The organism is Ensifer adhaerens (genome assembly GCF_002007205.1).
In the GTDB taxonomy this organism is placed as follows: Bacteria; Pseudomonadota; Alphaproteobacteria; order Rhizobiales; family Rhizobiaceae; genus Ensifer; species Ensifer adhaerens_D.
Genome location: NZ_LAZS01000011.1, coordinates 69220 through 83784 on the forward strand (window position 1 = coordinate 69220; position 14565 = coordinate 83784).

Below are 14565 nucleotides of genomic sequence, written 5' to 3' on the forward strand. Positions count from 1 at the left end.
CCTCAGGCGATAAGCGAGCCGGCGACTTCGAGAAGGGCTGCGCGCACATCCGGTTCGTCGGTCAGCGGCTCGATCATCGCGGCACGCACGGCATCCTTGACCGGCATGCCGGCATCGATGAGCGAGGCGCAATAGACGAGCAGCCGGGTCGATACGCCTTCTTCGAGATCATGCCCCTTGAGTGCACGCAGGCGCTGCGCGAGGTTGACGAGCGGCGCCACCTGGCTCTCCAGCAGGCCACTTTCCTGCGAAACGACCGATATCTCAGCGTTGCGCGGCAGGAAGTCGAACTCGATCGCCACGAAGCGCTGTCTTGTGCTCGGCTTCAGGCTCTTCAAAAGGTTCTGGTAACCGGGATTGTAGGACACGATCAGCATGAAGCTCGACGGTGCTTCGAGCAGTTCGCCGGTCCGTTCAAGCGGCAACATGCGGCGGTCGTCGGTCAGTGGATGCAGGACGACGGCCACGTCCTTGCGGGCTTCCACGATCTCGTCGAGATAGCAGACGCCGCCGTTGCGGACGGCCCGGGTCAGCGGGCCGTCGACCCAGACGGTGTCGCCGCCCTTGAGAAGATACCGTCCGGTAAGGTCGGCGGCGGCGAGATCGTCATGGCAGGAAACGGTCGAAAGCGGCAGGCCGAGCTTCGCCGCCATGTGGCTGACGAAACGGGTCTTGCCGCAACCGGTCGGTCCTTTCAGGAGCAGCGGTAGCTGCCGCACCCAGGCGCTTTCGAAAAGCGCGCATTCATTGCCCGAGGGACTATAGGCGGGGATATCGAGCGCCGCGCGACTGACGGCAGTTTGGACAGGGCTCATGGCAAGTCTCCATGCTGGGAATTCGTGGGGGAGGTGCCGGCGCGGCGAGCCGCGCCGGCTGGTCGATTACTCAGCGGGTTGGACGACACCGGCGAGCTTCGCGCTGCGCTCGCGGCCGGGCACCAGAACCGCCCAGATGAACATCAACGCCGAGACCAGGACGACAGCGCCGGAGCCGAGGCGGATCCAGTAGAACAGGGCGAGCTGGTCCTGGACGTCCATGTAGCTTTCGCCGAGCACGCGCTGCAGGTGGGCCTGGAGGACACCGGCGAAGGTGAGCGCGAAGGTCATGACCGACATTGCTGTGCACATGATCCAGAAGCTCACCATCGACAGCCACTGGTTATAGGGCGCACGGCCGCGAATTTCCGGGATGGCATAGGCCATGACCGCGAGGTTCAGCATCACATAGGCGCCGAAGAAGGCGAGGTGTCCGTGGGCCGCGGTCACCTGGGTGCCGTGGGTATAGTAGTTCACCGAGGACAGCGTGTGCAGGAAACCCCAGACGCCGGCGCCGAAGAAGGCCATGACCGAGCAGCCGATCGACCAGAGCAGTGCTGCGCGGTTCGGATGCTTGCGGCCGGCCTTCCAGGTCATCACGAAGGTGAAGACCACCATGGTGAAGAAGGGGGCCACTTCAAGCGTCGAGAACAGCGAACCGATCCACTGCCAGTAACCCGGCGCGCCGATCCAGTAGTAGTGGTGGCCCGTACCGAGGATGCCGGAGAAGAGCGCCAGGCCGACGATGACATAGAGCCACTTTTCGACGACTTCGCGGTCGATGCCGTTGAGCTTGATCATCAGGAAGGCGAGCACCGATGCCATGATCAGTTCCCAGACGCCTTCGACCCAGAGATGGACGACGTACCACCAGTACATCTTGTCGAGCGCCAGGTTGATCGGATTGTAGAAGGCGAAGAGGAAGAAGATCGCGACACCCCAGAGCCCGAAGATCAGGATGTTGGTGACGGTGGTCTTGCGGCCTTTCAGCACCGTCAGCGTGATGTTGTAGAGGAACATCAGCGCGACGATGACGATGCCGACCTTGATCGCGAAGGGCTGTTCGAGGAATTCGCGCCCCTCGTGGATGTGCAGGAGGTAGCCGACGACGGCGATGGCCGCAGCGATCAGGAAGATCCAGAACTGCGCGATGGCGATCTTCGTGCTGTAGAGCTCGGTTTCCGCCTCTTCGGGCAGCAGATAGTAGGTCGCGCCCATGAAGCCCATGAGCAGCCAGACAATCAGCGCGTTGGTGTGGACCATGCGCACGATGTTGAAGGGCAGGAGCTCGGAGAGCGTGTTGGGCAGGACGTAGATGGTGCCGGCAAGTACGCCGAACAGCACCTGGGCGAGAAACAGGCCGAGCGCTCCGTAGAAATAGAGCATCGCGACCTTCTGGGTTTGGTATTTCATGGTGTCACACTCCAATTGCTCTGCTCAGCCCGCCTCGTTCGGCGGCCAGTCCTGGGTCTTGATGCGGCTCGTCCATTCGAGGAAATCGGCGAGGTCGTTGAGTTCCTGTTCGGTGAGGTTGAACTGCGGCATCTGCCGCCGCCCCTCGATGCCGGTCGGCTGGGCGGCCATCCAGGCCTTGAGCGTATCGCGGGCGCCATCCGGATCGGCCTCGCCGCCGAATCGCTTCCAGACGTTGCCGAGCTCGGGCGCGAAATAGGCGCCCTCGCCGAGAAGCGTGTGGCAGTTGATACAGGAGTTCTTTTCCCAGACGTGTTTGCCGCGGGCGACCGCATCGGTCAGCGTCGACTCATCCGTCGAAGTCGTGCGCATGTAGTAGTGGCTGTGGGCGGTGAGCCCGACAAAGATTGCGAAGAAAAAGAAGGACCCGCCGTAAAAGACGTTACGGGCCCCGGTTTTGGTGAGGCGTTCTGCCATCACGTGGTCCTTTCGATTTCAGTTGGCCGCTGAGAGTGCGGCCGGCTGATCTGATCCCCTCCCCGTGCGGCGCAGCCGGCAACAATCGGGGCGAACCCATGTCTAGGGAAATCGGTGGCGGCTTCTTTGCGTTTCGGCAAACAAGTCCACGGGTCGTCTCAGCTGAAGAGAGCGGTGCTCAAAACCAGTTTCGCTGCGGCGACGAGGACGAGCGCGGCGGGCCAGATGAAAAGGCCCACACGAAGGGCCGAGGGCGCCTGCCGGAGCCCCATGAAATCGAGCGCGACGAACCGGCTTTTGACGACGGCGAGCCCGAGCAACACGGCAATGACGAGGGTGGCCGGCCCGGCGACCGCCATCAGCGCCATGCCCGAAATCACGACTCCGGCAAGCCGCAGCCAGGTGTTGAACAATTGCCTTGGATTACGGTCGGTCATGGCACTCACACGAGATAGACGAGCGGGAACATCACGATCCAGACGAGATCGATCACGTGCCAGAGCGTGGTGATGAGCGCGACGTTGCCGGGTTTTGGTCGCCAGGCCACGATGAGCAGCACGAAGGCGCCGAAGACGACGTGCAGCAGATGGAAGCCGGTGACGAGGAAATAGAGCTCGAAGAAGGAGGCGAACTGAGGATCGCCGGCAACGCCGGCCTCGGCGCTGTATTCGAGGAGCTTGATCGCCACGAAGGCGAAGCCGAAGAGCGCGGCACCGATCAGCGCCCGTCGACGCTGCATGAGCGATGCGCGCGGCCTCGCCGCCAGGGCCGCCTGCCAGCCGCTGGTCAGGAGAACGAGGGTGTTGATACCGGCAAGCAGCGGATCGAGATGCGTACGGGCAGCGGCAAACGCGCCTGCCTGGATCACGCCGACGACCAGAAAACCGACGAGCAGGATACCGAAGGCGGCAAGTTCGCTCCAGACGAGCACCCAGAGAAGGAGGGTGTCCGTCGTGTCCTCGTCCGCCGCCGTGGCGATCGGATGACTGCGAGCATCCATGTCAGCGCCTCCGTTGAAAAATCACCGTTCGAGCTAGGCGCGGCCGCCCACCCTGTCTTTGCGATTCGACAAAGAACGTGGCAGGGGGCGGGGCTATTGGCGGTCAACAAAGGAGCCTTCCGATGACAGACGCACAGATTGGCCTTACCGTCGCCACACCCATCATCATCGTCTTCGCCCTCGTGCTCTATCGCATGGGCGTGCTTCAGCGCGGCGCGACGCTGTCGGCGATCTTCTCCTCCGTCGCAATCGCCATCGTACTTTTCCTCGACCGCTGATCTGCAAAGTTTGAGAAATGTCAAAGAGCATCAGTGCCCGCGGGTGTAGTTCGAACCGACACGCAACGGAGCAGATCGATGCAGCAGCAATTTTTGGAACACCACGAGCTGGGGCAGGCTTATCGCGAGCTTCTGTCTCTGTGCGACCAGCTCGAGACACTCGCTGATTCGATCCCGCGCCGCATCGACATGGCAAGCTGCCGCGTGATCATGACGGAGTTGCCGGAAAAGCTCAGGCGTGTCCACGCGCTGGAGGAAATGATCCTGTTTCCGGCGGTGGAAGATCAGCGGGCGGACGACAATCGCGGTGCCGTGATCGCGCGATTGCGCGCCGAGCATGACCAGGACGATCGCGCCGCCGTCGAACTGGTGCGCGTGCTGAAGGCCGTGCTCGACAACAGGGCATCGCTCAGCTGGGACGCGATCGGCTATATGTTGCGCGGCTTCTTCGAGACCGTTCGCCGCCATGTGGCAACGGAACGATTGCTTCTGTGGCGCCATGCGTGAGACGACAGACATGACCTATTTTCTTCTCGCCTTCGCCGTATTCCTGCTGCTCCATCTCGTTCCGGCCTGGCCGGCGCTGCGCCAGGGCCTGATCGACCGGCTCGGTCGCTCGACCTATTTCGCGGTCTATTCGCTTTTGTCGGTGCTCGCCCTCGGCCTCGTCTTTCACGCGGCCCTTCAGCTCGATTTCATCCCGCTCTGGGACCCGGCGGCGTGGCAGGCCTGGGTGACCTTCGTTCTGGCGCCATTTGGCATCTTTCTCGTGCTCGCCGGCCTCTTCAGCGAGAACGCCTTGTCGATCTCGATCTACCAGGGACACGAGCGGCCCGGCGCTATGGTGACGATCACCCGTCACCCGGTGCTCTGGGGCTTCCTGCTCTGGGCTGCCGGTCACATCGTGCCCAATGGCGATCTGCGCTCGCTCGTGCTTTTCGGCGGCTTCGCGCTGTTTTCTATCGGCGGGTTCTTCATGCTCGAAAAGCGCGCCCGCCGTCGTCTCGGTGACGGGTGGCAAGCGGCCTCGACGGGCACGTCGATCTGGCCCTTCGCAGCGATTATCCGGGGCGAAGCCCGCTTGCGGCTCGATCCCGTGATGATCGTTGCCGCCTTTGCCACGGTCGCGATTGCCGTCTGGCTGCTGCTCGGCGGTCACGAGGTCCTCTTTGGCGCCGATCCCCTGCTCCAGGCCACCGCCTTCTAGATCACGATTTTTGGTCCTCGCCCTGCCAGGCCCTTGACAGCGGGGCGATCGGCAGTGCCAGAAGGTCGATCGCCCGGGCCGCCAGATGGTCGACGATGGCCTCGACGCTTTCTGGCCGATGGTAGAAGGCCGGCACCGGCGGCATGATGATCGCCCCCATTTCCGTGACGGCGCACATGTTGCGCAGGTGTCCGAGATGCAGCGGCGTCTCGCGCGCCATCAGGACGAGCCTGCGCCGCTCCTTCAGATGCACGTCGGCCGCACGAACCACGAGATTATCGGCCATGCCGGCGGCGATTGCGGCCAGCGTGCGCATGGAGCACGGTGCCACGATCATGCCCGCCGTCGAAAACGACCCGCTCGCAATCGCCGCACCGATATCCGCGTGGTCATAGGTTCGTGCAGCCATGCTCAACAGGGACGGAAGCGCATCTGCGCCCACCTCGTGCGCGAGCGTGCGATGCGCCGCCGGCGACAGGACAAGGTGCAGTTCGACGTTTTCGACTTCGGCAAGGCGCTCGGCGATGCGCACGCCAATTGCAGCGCCCGAAGCACCGGTCACGCCGAGGACGATCTTCATCCGGGTCATCGCGTCAGCCCTCCAAGCCCGAGATCCGCCCAGATCGCATCGACCTGGTTCTGGATCTCCAGCGACATTTCGAGCACCCGCCCCCATTCGCGGTCGGTTTCGCTACCTATCTTCTTGGTCGCGTCGAGCCCGAGCTTGCCGCCGAGGCCTGCGCGCGGCGAGGCGAAGTCGAGATAGTCGATCGGCGTGCCGTCGATCACGGTCACGTCGCGGCTCGCGTCGAACCGGGTCGCAAGTGCCCACATCACGTCGGACCAGTTGCGTACGTCGATATCCGGATCCACGGCGATGATCAGCTTGGTGTAGCTGAACTGCGGCAGCATCGACCAAAGCCCCATCATCACGCGCTTGGCCTGTCCCGGATAGCGCTTGTCGATCGAAACGACCATGGCCCTGTAAGAGCATGCTTCGGGCGGCAGAAAGAGATCGGATATCTCCGGAAACTGCTTGCGAACCAGCGGCACGAACAGCCTGTTCATCGCCTCGCCGAGCCGCGAGGGCTCGTCCGGCGGCCGGCCGGTATAGGTCGAGAGATAGAGAGGGTTTTGGCGCATGGTGATCGCCGACAGGCGCATCACCGGGAACCGCTCGACCGAGTTGTAGTAGCCGGTATGGTCGCCATAGGGGCCCTCGTCCGCGGTTTCATCTGCAGACACGGTGCCTTCGAGCACGATCTCCGCGTTGGCCGGCACCGAAAGCGGCACGGTCTTCGCCTTGACGAGTTGCGTCCTGCTGCGCCGAAGCAGGCCCGAGAAATTCAGTTCGCTCAACCCGTCGGGCAAGGGCATGACGGCTGAAAGGATCGTTGCCGGATCGGCGCCAATGACGACGGCGATCGGCATGTCCTCACCCTTGCGCTGCCACAGACGGTGATGGCGGGCGCCGCCGCGGTGGGCGAGCCAGCGCACGATCGCGCGATCCAATCCCAGCACCTGCATGCGATAGATACCGACATTGACATCCAGCGGATCATCCGGCGCGCGTGTGATCACCAGCGGCCAAGTGATGAGCGGCGCCGGTTCGCCGGGCCAGCACCATTGAACCGGCAGCCGGCCGAGGTCGATGTCACGACCACGCCAGACCACCTCCTGGCAGAGTGCGCGCGTCACCTTTCGCGGCCGCATGTACATCGCCGACCTCAACAGCGGCAGCCGATCCCAGGCATCACGCAGCGACTGCGGCGCTCTTGGATCGCGCAGCTCTGCGAGTTCACCGGCAAGCGCGTCGAGCCCGCCCGGCGCAAGGCCGAAACCGCGCTCGATCCGGCGTTCCGACCCGAAGAGATTGGTGAGAAGCGGGATCGGCTGCGCGGTGCCTGAGGCGTCGACCGGCCGCTCGAAGAGAAGCGCCGGCCCGTCCCTAGCGAGCACGCGGCGGTGGATCTCGGTCACTTCGTGCACCAGCGAAACCGGCCGGGAGATCCGCTTCAGGTCGCCTTCGCGCTCGAGCGTATCGATGAAATCCTGAAGCGATGCAAAGCCCTTGGACGGGCGGAGGGTCCTGTTCATGAAGCCTGTTTGTGGCGGCGAATGGCCCTTGTCTTTGACGTGGCGCAAACAACCGCCGGCCGTGGCCGACTAGCATGTGCCCCATCGTCCGATTCCGTCGCTCCGCAGGTAGCCTCACAGGTAGTAAATGACCCTTCCGCTCGCGATCACCGCACCCCTCAGCTTCGTTCCCATCATCGCCATCGAAAGCGTGGTGCAACGCGTCTTTGCCCGCGTGATCAAGACCCATCCCGGTCTCTTCGATCGCCTCGCCGACCACGCTGCCAAGCGCTACGCCTTCCTGCCCTCGGACCTGCCGATCGGTTTTCTGGTCGAGCCGGCCGTGCCGCGCATCTCAGTCCACCGCAAGGAGCGCGCGCCGGCCTCCGACGCCTGTATGGAAGGTGAACTCGTGCTGCTTCTGGCGCTGCTCGAAGGTCGCATCGACGGCGACGCCGTCTTCTTCTCGCGCGATCTGACGGTCAGCGGCGACATGGAGGCGATGCTGGCGCTGCGCAACGCACTCGACGATTGCGAAATCGATCTTCCGCGCGATCTCGCTGACTTGAGCGGGCCGCTGGCACCGCTCGTGCGCCGTACCGCGGAGCATATCCGCGAGCGCGCGCTTGGGCGTGTCTTCAAGGAGGAGGCTCCCCGATGGAACTGATCTGCCCCGCCGGCACGCCGGCCGCCTTTCGAGAAGCCGTCGATGCCGGCGCCGACGCGGTCTATTGCGGCTTTCGCGACGAGACGAACGCCCGCAATTTCCCCGGGCTGAACTTCTCCCGCGACGAACTCCGCACAGCCATTGCCTATGCCAGAGGGCGCAAGGTGATGACCTTCGTCGCCATCAACACTTTCATGCGCGCAGGCCAAGAAGGTCTCTGGCACCAGGCCGTGGATGACGCCGCGGCGCTCGGCGCCGATGCCGTCATCCTCGCCGACTTCGGCCTGATGGCCTATACCGTCGAGCGCCATCCTAAGCAGCGGCTGCATGTCTCGGTGCAGGCCTCCGCCTCCAACGCCGATGCCGTGCGCTTTCTCGTCGAGGCTTTCGCGGCAAAGCGTGTCGTGCTGCCGCGCACGCTGACGATCGCCGACATCGCCCGCCTTGCCAAGCAGATCGATTGCGAGATCGAGGTCTTCGCCTTCGGCGGCCTCTGCGTCATGGCCGAGGGGCGCTGTTCGCTTTCCTCCTACGCCACGGGCAAGTCGCCCAACATGAACGGCGTCTGCTCACCCGCAAGCCACGTGCGCTACCGCCCCGACGGGCGTGACCTGGTCTCCGAGCTCGGCGACTACACGATCAACCGCTTCCCCGCCGGCGAGGCCGCCGGCTATCCGACGCTCTGCAAGGGGCGCTTCGACATTGCCGAGGAGCGCGGTTACGCCTTCGAGGATCCGGTTTCGCTCGACGTGATGGATCATATCGAAGCGCTGCGTGCAGCCGGCGTCAGCGCGCTGAAGATCGAGGGGCGTCAGCGCGGCAAGGCCTACGTCGCCGAGGTCGTCTCTGTCATGCGGCGGGCACTGACCGCCGGCGCCACCGAGCGGCCCGCATTGGTGTCGCGGCTGAAGGCGCTCAGCGAAGGCCAGAAGACGACAACAGGCGCCTACGAAAAGCGCTGGAGGTAATCGGTCCATGACCCTATCGACAAGCCCATCCAAGCCCGTACTGAGCCTCGGCCCGGTCTATTATCTCTGGGACGGCCCCAAATGGCGCGATTTCTATTTCCGCGTTGCCGATGAAGCGCCGATCGCCCACGTCACGATCGGCGAGGCCGTCTGCTCGAAACGGCTGCATTTCATCGAGCCCCATGTCGGCGAGGTCATCGAACGGCTGGAGAATGCCGGCAAGCAGGTGAGCCTCGCCTCGCTCGCGCTGGTGACGCTGGAACGTGAAAGCCAGTTGGTGCGCGGGCTGGTGCGTGACAGCGCCCATTCGATCGAGGTCAATGACCTATCCGCGCTGCACCTGCTTGCCGGCAAGCCCCATTCGATCGGGCCGCTGGTCAACGTCTATAACGGCGCGACCGCCCGGCTCTTGGCTTCGAGGGGCGCGACGAGCATCTGTCTGCCGCCGGAACTGCCGATGGGATCGGTGCGCGGCATCGTCGATGAAAACCCGGGCGTCGATTTCGAGGTCTTCGCCTTCGGCCGCGTGCCGCTGGCGATCTCGGCGCGCTGCGCCCATGCGCGCTCGAAGGGCCTGATCAAGGACAATTGCCAGTTCATCTGCGGCGAAGACCCTGACGGCCTGACAGTCGAGACCCTCGACAGCCAGCCCTTCCTGGCCCTCAACGGCGTGCAGACCATGTCGCACACCTGCCAGGCGCTGCTGCAGGAACTGCCGGAGCTTGCCGCCGCCGGCGTTTCCCGCATCCGGCTGTCGCCGCAGGATTGCGACATGGCGGCCGTCGCACACATCTTCGATGATGTCATCGCCGGGCGGCGCTCGCCGCGTGAGGCACAGGCGACACTTGCCGGCATCTACCCGAACAGGCCGTTTTCCAACGGTTTCCACCACGGTCAGACCGGAGCGACATGGATATCCGCGGAAGCCGGCGCAGAAGCAAGATAGCGGGATGACGAGGAGCAGTCATCGCCACGCATTTTCGAATTGCGTCGGTCGCAAAATCCTCGCCGAATTCGCGCCTGTTGGCTACAGCGCCTGCGCAGGCTAGGGAACCAACTCGTTGGCCACGGCGAGAAAGTTTGCGCTTGCCGGGTTCCGGTCATTGGTGCGCCATAGCAAGCCGGTTTCAACTGTCGGGACGCGCCCGGAAAGCGGCAGATAGGTCACCCCTTCTCGCTGCAGCCGGGTCATGGATTGCGGAACCAGCGCGACACCCATTCCGGAGCCGACCAGCCCGATGATCGTCTGCATCTGTATAGCCTCCTGGAAGACGGAGAAGGCGGCGCGATGCTCGGCGAAATAGCCCGAAACAAGGTCGTGAAAGATCGGAGCGGACCGCCGCGGAAAGAGGATGAGTGGCGCGGCGAAGAACGCGACAGGTTCGAGTATCCCGTCGCAGAACCCCTCGCGCCCTTCGTTTATCCAGGATGACGGCACCGCCGCAACCAGCGGTTCAGAAAGGATCGGACGATAGGTCAGGGTTTGGCTCAGCGAACTGGATGGGGGCGCGATGACGATGCCGACATCGACTTCTCTCCTCAGCAGCGCATCGATCTGGAGGTCGCTTGTTGCTTCGCGCAGAGAGAGCTCGACGTTTGGATAGGCAGCCCGAAAGCGGCCGACGACGGCTGGCAGCAGGCTGTAGTCGACGGTACTGACGAAGGACAGGCGCAAAAGCCCCATTTCGCCGCGCGCAAGCTTTCTCGCGATATCAGGCAGCGCTGTCGCCTCGGCCAGAACCCGCCGGGCATGCACAAGCCACTGTTCGCCGAGGGTGGTGAGCTTCACCTGGCGTTTGGTTCGATCGAAAAGCCGCAATCCGAGTTCTCTTTCCAGCGTCTGGATCGCTTGACTGAGCGGCGGTTGCGTCATGTTGAGGCGTTCGGCGGCGCGGCCGAAATGAAGTTCCTCGGCAACTGCCACGAATTGGCGAATCTGTCTCAGGTCCATGTGCATTGATATGTCTTTCGACCTAATTTGGCCTCAGAAATATATTTCACAACCCCTTTACGCGCCAGTAGGGTGGTCTCGATTTCGGGAGGCCATGATGCATAACCAACGATCCAGACAGATTACCGAAGGCGTCGCCCGTTCGCCGAACCGGGCAATGTACTATGCGCTCGGATACGAGAAAGCCGATTTCGACAAGCCGATGATTGGTATTGCCAACGGCCACTCGACGATCACCCCCTGCAATGCCGGGCTGCAGCCGCTCGCGGACGCGGCCGTGGCCGCGATCAAGGCTGCCGGAGCCAACCCGCAGATATTCGGAACGCCGACGATTTCGGATGGCATGTCCATGGGAACAGAGGGCATGAAATACTCCCTCGTCTCGCGTGAGGTGATTGCCGACTGCGTCGAGACGACCGTGCAGGGCCAATGGATGGATGGCGTTCTGGTGCTCGGCGGCTGCGACAAGAACATGCCGGGCGGCATGATCGGCATTCTCCGCGCCAACGTTCCGGCCATCTATGTCTACGGAGGCACGATAAAGCCCGGCCTCTGGAAGGGTCAGAGCCTCTCGGTCGTTTCGGCATTCGAAGCCGTTGGCGCCTACATGGCCGGCCGGATGAGCACGGAGGATTTCGAAGGCATAGAGCGCAATGCCTGCCCGACGACCGGATCCTGCGGCGGCATGTACACGGCCAACACCATGAGTTCCTCGTTCGAAGCCCTGGGCATGTCCCTGCTTTACTCGTCGAACATGGCCAATCCGGACCGGGAGAAAATCGACAGCACTGTCGAGTCGGCACGCGTCCTGGTGGATGCGGTGAAGAAGGGCATCAGGCCGCGCGACATCGTCACGCGGCAATCAATTGAAAATGCCGTCGCGCTCGTCATGGCGACGGGCGGCTCTACGAACGCCGTGCTGCACTACCTGGCGATAGCGCATGCGGCGGAGATCGACTGGACGTTGGAGGATTTCGAGCGCGTGCGTCGCCAGGTTCCGGTGATCTGCGACCTAAAGCCGTCCGGCCGCTACATGGCCGTCGATCTGCACAAGGCCGGTGGCGTGCCGCAGGTATTGAAACTGTTATTGAACGCGGGCCTGCTGCACGGTGATTGTCTTACGATAACCGGCAGGACCATCGGAGAAGAACTTTCACACGTGCCGGATAGCCCCCACGCGGAGCAGGATGTCATCCGGTCGCTCAGCGCACCGCTCTATGGTGAGGGACATCTCGCGATCCTCAAGGGCAATCTCGCCGAAGGCGGGGCGGTTGCGAAGATCAGCGGGCTCAAGCGCCCTGTCATGACCGGTCCGGCGCGGGTCTTTGAGGACGAGCAGTCCGCCATGGACGCCATTCTCTCCGACAGCATCAGGCCCGGTGATATCCTCGTCCTTCGTTATCTCGGCCCCAAAGGCGGACCGGGCATGCCGGAAATGCTCGCCCCGACATCGGCGATCGTCGGGCGTGGTCTCGGCGAGAGCGTGGGCCTCGTCACCGACGGGCGGTTTTCCGGGGGCACATGGGGCATGGTCGTCGGCCATGTCTCCCCCGAAGCTTTCGAAGGCGGAACCATCGCGCTCGTCGAAGATGGTGACCAGATCACCATCGACGCCGGCGAGCGGCTCCTGCAGCTTAGCGTGCCGGAAGCCGAAATCGCCCGACGGCGGGCGATGTGGCGGCAGCCTGCGCCGCGTTATCGGCGGGGCGTGCTGGCAAAATATGCGGCCCTGGTCCGCCCCGCCAGCGAAGGTGCGGTCACAGGCTGACATTGCGGAATAGGTACGAGAGCAGGCGGAAGACCACGCCATAGCGCCCGCTCCAAGGGGGCGCTGCTGCCTCAATCTGCCACGCCGCCGCCCGGTATTCGGTTGGAGAACAGGTTCAAGGCGGCGTACTGCAACAGCATGATCGTCTTTCCATCGCGGATGGTGCCAGAGCTGATCATGGCAAGCGCCTCATCGATGCCAAGTTCGAGGACCGCAATATCCTCTCCTTCGTCTTCGTTGCCGCCGCCTGGCGAGGTCCGATCGCCGGGCTGGTACTCGCCAACGAAGAAATGCAGACGTTCCGTTACCGACCCGGGGCTCATGAAGGCATCGAACACCTGCCGCACGTCGCGCACCCGAAAGCCCGTTTCCTCCTCCGTTTCCGCCCGGATACGGGCTTCCGGTTCAGCGTTGTCGAGCAGCCCGGCCGGCGCTTCGATGAGGAGGTCGTCATGGCCGTTGACGAAGGCGGGGTAGCGGAACTGACGGGTGAGGATCACCGTGCGCCGGGCGGGATCGTAGAGCAGGATCGTCGCACCGTTCCCGCGATCGTAGGTCTCGCGCGACTGCCGCTGCCAGTTTCCGTCGCCGCGCAGAAAGGAAAAGGTGGTCTTCTTCAGGAGATACCAATCATCAGACAGAATGGTGACGTCTTCGATCCGGATGCGGTGCGCAATGCTCATTGTGCCCTCCATAGTCACGCGTCCGGGGTGGATCGCGGTCGTTGCGGCGGCAATGTCGTGCATTTTCGTGCAATGTCAAAGAAGTTCGTGCAAACAAACTGACTACCGGACGTTCACCGCAGCGAAGGTGCCGCAGGCTGATCCTGCGGCACCTGGGTCCCTTGACCTCAGCGCGGAAATTCCGCCGCCGTGCTATCGCAGCGGGAACGCCACCGGCCGGATCGGCGCTGCGTCTGCCCCACGGAACTTCAGGGACGCGCCGACAAAGGCAAACTCGTAGACCCGGTCCTTCGACAGCTGTTCCAGATTGATGAGCTCGATGATCGGCGCACCCTGTTGGGCGAGTAGATAGGTATGAACCGGGATGTAGTTGTTCTCGGTCTCGGCCGGAAAGGCCTCGAAGCTCAAGTTGTCAGCGCCCACCACCATGGCGCCGCCGTCTTCGACGAGGAACTTTGCCGCGTCGATGCTGAGCCCGGGAGGATTGCTCATATAGGCGGATTTGTCCTCGTAGTTCTGCATGCGTCCGGTGCGGATCAAGGCCACATCGCCCTCCGCGAGCGTCACGCCCTGGCTTTTCAGCGCCTCCTCGAGATCCTTGCGCGTGATCCGGTAGTTGTCGGGAAGCATCCGCATGCCCTTGGCGGCCGCAACGTCGATCATCACGCCGCGCGCGACGATCGGCGGCAGCTTCTCGGCGCCGGTCACCGTCCAGCCCTGGTCCCCGAGGTGGTCGGCCGCCGCATAGCCATTCCAGATCTTGCCGTTCAGGCCGAAGTGATTGAGCGCGTCGATATGGGTGCCCATGTGGGCGTACATCGAAACGGCCGAGCCGGAATAGCTGACATGCGCATTCATCTCCTTGCCGACCTTCATCGGATCGGAGACCACCGTGCCGTGCGGCGTGTGCGTCATCCACATCTGGTAGGGCGGGTCTCCGGCCGCCTCCCAGCTGGGCATGCCGATGAAATACTCGACTGCCAGGTCGTAGGACTTGCTCCCCTCGATCCGCGACAGAATGGCGGCGCGTGATTGCGGCGTGATCAGGTTGAGGCGGCCGATCTCGTCCTTCGGCCCCCATGGGCTCTTGCCGACCTCCTGCGCAAAGGCCGTGCTACCAAAGAGGCCTGCCACGAGAGAAACGACCAAGGCACGCTCGAGAGCTGCTGTTTTGAACATGATGAACTCCTTCTTCTGGTCTTCCATCGACATCAGGAAGCTGGGCTCACCTTATTGCTAGCGTTTGCGCGAATAATCAGCGA

17 protein-coding genes are annotated in these 14565 nt (G+C 63.3%); 7 read left to right on the plus strand and 10 right to left on the minus strand.

Annotated features, from left to right (window positions below; genetic code table 11):
- Nucleotides 1-2: 2 nt before the first annotated feature.
- From XB14_RS23965 to XB14_RS23985, 5 genes are all read right to left on the minus strand, one after another.
- Nucleotides 3-815, minus strand: coding sequence for a CbbQ/NirQ/NorQ/GpvN family protein (locus XB14_RS23965; protein WP_077964985.1), 813 nt, complete (start codon nt 813-815; stop codon nt 3-5).
- A 66-nt stretch (nt 816-881) separates the two neighbouring features.
- Nucleotides 882-2228 carry a nitric-oxide reductase large subunit gene (locus tag XB14_RS23970; RefSeq protein ID WP_077964986.1) on the minus strand — a complete coding sequence of 449 codons (1347 nt, stop codon included), beginning with the start codon at nt 2226-2228 and terminating at the stop codon, nt 882-884.
- A 24-nt stretch (nt 2229-2252) separates the two neighbouring features.
- The gene (locus XB14_RS23975) at nt 2253-2705 is read right to left on the minus strand and encodes a c-type cytochrome (RefSeq protein WP_077964987.1); all 453 of its coding nucleotides are present in this window, start codon (nt 2703-2705) and stop codon (nt 2253-2255) included.
- 158 nt (nt 2706-2863) lie between these two features.
- Entirely contained in the window at nt 2864-3142 is a 279-nt protein-coding gene (locus XB14_RS23980) for a cytochrome C oxidase subunit IV family protein (protein ID WP_077964988.1), read from the minus strand.
- A gap of 5 nt (nt 3143-3147) precedes the next feature.
- A complete protein-coding gene (locus XB14_RS23985) occupies nt 3148-3705 on the minus strand; it encodes a cytochrome c oxidase subunit 3 (protein ID WP_077964990.1) in 558 nt (185 codons plus the stop codon).
- 122 nt (nt 3706-3827) lie between these two features.
- Between XB14_RS23985 and XB14_RS32795 the strand changes: the two genes are divergently transcribed.
- The 3 genes from XB14_RS32795 (at nt 3828) to XB14_RS23995 (ending at nt 5190) form a co-directional block, all read left to right on the plus strand.
- Nucleotides 3828-3983, plus strand: a complete 156-nt coding sequence (locus XB14_RS32795; protein WP_143348519.1) for a hypothetical protein — start codon at nt 3828-3830, stop codon at nt 3981-3983.
- A gap of 78 nt (nt 3984-4061) precedes the next feature.
- Complete coding sequence (locus XB14_RS23990) at nt 4062-4490, plus strand: hemerythrin domain-containing protein (RefSeq protein ID WP_077964992.1); 429 nt, start codon at nt 4062-4064, stop codon at nt 4488-4490.
- A gap of 10 nt (nt 4491-4500) precedes the next feature.
- Entirely contained in the window at nt 4501-5190 is a 690-nt protein-coding gene (locus XB14_RS23995; protein WP_077964994.1) for an NnrU family protein, read from the plus strand.
- 1 nt (nt 5191) lies between these two features.
- Here XB14_RS23995 and XB14_RS24000 read toward each other — a convergent pair whose 3' ends face one another.
- Together XB14_RS24000 and XB14_RS24005 are read right to left on the minus strand one after the other, a co-directional pair.
- Nucleotides 5192-5779, minus strand: coding sequence for a UbiX family flavin prenyltransferase (locus tag XB14_RS24000; protein WP_077964997.1), 588 nt, complete (start codon nt 5777-5779; stop codon nt 5192-5194).
- Nucleotides 5776-7287 carry a UbiD family decarboxylase gene (locus XB14_RS24005; RefSeq protein WP_077965424.1) on the minus strand — a complete coding sequence of 504 codons (1512 nt, stop codon included), beginning with the start codon at nt 7285-7287 and terminating at the stop codon, nt 5776-5778. Before XB14_RS24005 ends, XB14_RS24000 begins: the two co-directional genes overlap by 4 nt.
- A gap of 127 nt (nt 7288-7414) precedes the next feature.
- Between XB14_RS24005 and ubiT the strand changes: the two genes are divergently transcribed.
- Genes ubiT through ubiV form a run of 3 tightly spaced genes read left to right on the plus strand, consistent with a single transcriptional unit; the run spans nt 7415 to nt 9847 of the window.
- Entirely contained in the window at nt 7415-7933 is a 519-nt protein-coding gene (gene ubiT, locus XB14_RS24010; RefSeq protein ID WP_077964998.1) for a ubiquinone anaerobic biosynthesis accessory factor UbiT, read from the plus strand.
- Nucleotides 7924-8901 (plus strand): ubiquinone anaerobic biosynthesis protein UbiU, encoded by a 978-nt coding sequence (gene ubiU, locus XB14_RS24015; protein WP_077965000.1) that lies wholly within the window; start codon nt 7924-7926, stop codon nt 8899-8901. The genes ubiT and ubiU overlap by 10 nt, the downstream gene beginning before the upstream one ends.
- 7 nt (nt 8902-8908) lie before the next feature.
- On the plus strand, nt 8909-9847 hold the full coding sequence (gene ubiV, locus XB14_RS24020; protein ID WP_077965002.1) for a ubiquinone anaerobic biosynthesis protein UbiV: 939 nt from the start codon (nt 8909-8911) through the stop codon (nt 9845-9847).
- 99 nt (nt 9848-9946) lie between these two features.
- On the opposite strand, the gene XB14_RS24025 is transcribed toward ubiV, so the two are convergent.
- The gene (locus tag XB14_RS24025) at nt 9947-10858 is read right to left on the minus strand and encodes a LysR substrate-binding domain-containing protein (protein ID WP_327327168.1); all 912 of its coding nucleotides are present in this window, start codon (nt 10856-10858) and stop codon (nt 9947-9949) included.
- Between the two features lie 88 nt (nt 10859-10946).
- On the opposite strand from XB14_RS24025, the gene ilvD reads away from it, so the two are divergent.
- Nucleotides 10947-12620 (plus strand): dihydroxy-acid dehydratase, encoded by a 1674-nt coding sequence (gene ilvD, locus XB14_RS24030; protein WP_077965004.1) that lies wholly within the window; start codon nt 10947-10949, stop codon nt 12618-12620.
- A 71-nt stretch (nt 12621-12691) separates the two neighbouring features.
- Here ilvD and XB14_RS24035 read toward each other — a convergent pair whose 3' ends face one another.
- Together XB14_RS24035 and XB14_RS24040 are read right to left on the minus strand one after the other, a co-directional pair.
- A complete protein-coding gene (locus tag XB14_RS24035) occupies nt 12692-13303 on the minus strand; it encodes an NUDIX domain-containing protein (RefSeq protein ID WP_077965009.1) in 612 nt (203 codons plus the stop codon).
- A gap of 192 nt (nt 13304-13495) precedes the next feature.
- Nucleotides 13496-14482, minus strand: a complete 987-nt coding sequence (locus tag XB14_RS24040) for a cyclase family protein (RefSeq protein ID WP_077965427.1) — start codon at nt 14480-14482, stop codon at nt 13496-13498.
- Nucleotides 14483-14565 lie beyond the last annotated feature (83 nt).

Excerpts from the sequence above, each read along its gene's own strand:
- XB14_RS23965 (WP_077964985.1), bottom strand. The coding sequence starts at position 815 with ATGAGCCCTGTCCAAACTGCCGTCAGTCGCGCGGCGCTCGATATCCCC.
- XB14_RS23970 (WP_077964986.1), bottom strand. The coding sequence starts at position 2,228 with ATGAAATACCAAACCCAGAAGGTCGCGATGCTCTATTTCTACGGAGCG.
- XB14_RS23975 (WP_077964987.1), bottom strand. The coding sequence starts at position 2,705 with ATGGCAGAACGCCTCACCAAAACCGGGGCCCGTAACGTCTTTTACGGC.
- XB14_RS23980 (WP_077964988.1), bottom strand. The coding sequence starts at position 3,142 with ATGACCGACCGTAATCCAAGGCAATTGTTCAACACCTGGCTGCGGCTT.
- XB14_RS23985 (WP_077964990.1), bottom strand. The coding sequence starts at position 3,705 with ATGGATGCTCGCAGTCATCCGATCGCCACGGCGGCGGACGAGGACACG.
- XB14_RS32795 (WP_143348519.1), top strand. The coding sequence starts at position 3,828 with ATGACAGACGCACAGATTGGCCTTACCGTCGCCACACCCATCATCATC.
- XB14_RS23990 (WP_077964992.1), top strand. The coding sequence starts at position 4,062 with ATGCAGCAGCAATTTTTGGAACACCACGAGCTGGGGCAGGCTTATCGC.
- XB14_RS23995 (WP_077964994.1), top strand. The coding sequence starts at position 4,501 with ATGACCTATTTTCTTCTCGCCTTCGCCGTATTCCTGCTGCTCCATCTC.
- XB14_RS24000 (WP_077964997.1), bottom strand. The coding sequence starts at position 5,779 with ATGACCCGGATGAAGATCGTCCTCGGCGTGACCGGTGCTTCGGGCGCT.
- XB14_RS24005 (WP_077965424.1), bottom strand. The coding sequence starts at position 7,287 with ATGAACAGGACCCTCCGCCCGTCCAAGGGCTTTGCATCGCTTCAGGAT.
- ubiT (WP_077964998.1), top strand. The coding sequence starts at position 7,415 with ATGACCCTTCCGCTCGCGATCACCGCACCCCTCAGCTTCGTTCCCATC.
- ubiU (WP_077965000.1), top strand. The coding sequence starts at position 7,924 with ATGGAACTGATCTGCCCCGCCGGCACGCCGGCCGCCTTTCGAGAAGCC.
- ubiV (WP_077965002.1), top strand. The coding sequence starts at position 8,909 with ATGACCCTATCGACAAGCCCATCCAAGCCCGTACTGAGCCTCGGCCCG.
- XB14_RS24025 (WP_327327168.1), bottom strand. The coding sequence starts at position 10,858 with ATGCACATGGACCTGAGACAGATTCGCCAATTCGTGGCAGTTGCCGAG.
- ilvD (WP_077965004.1), top strand. The coding sequence starts at position 10,947 with ATGATGCATAACCAACGATCCAGACAGATTACCGAAGGCGTCGCCCGT.
- XB14_RS24035 (WP_077965009.1), bottom strand. The coding sequence starts at position 13,303 with ATGAGCATTGCGCACCGCATCCGGATCGAAGACGTCACCATTCTGTCT.
- XB14_RS24040 (WP_077965427.1), bottom strand. The coding sequence starts at position 14,482 with ATGTTCAAAACAGCAGCTCTCGAGCGTGCCTTGGTCGTTTCTCTCGTG.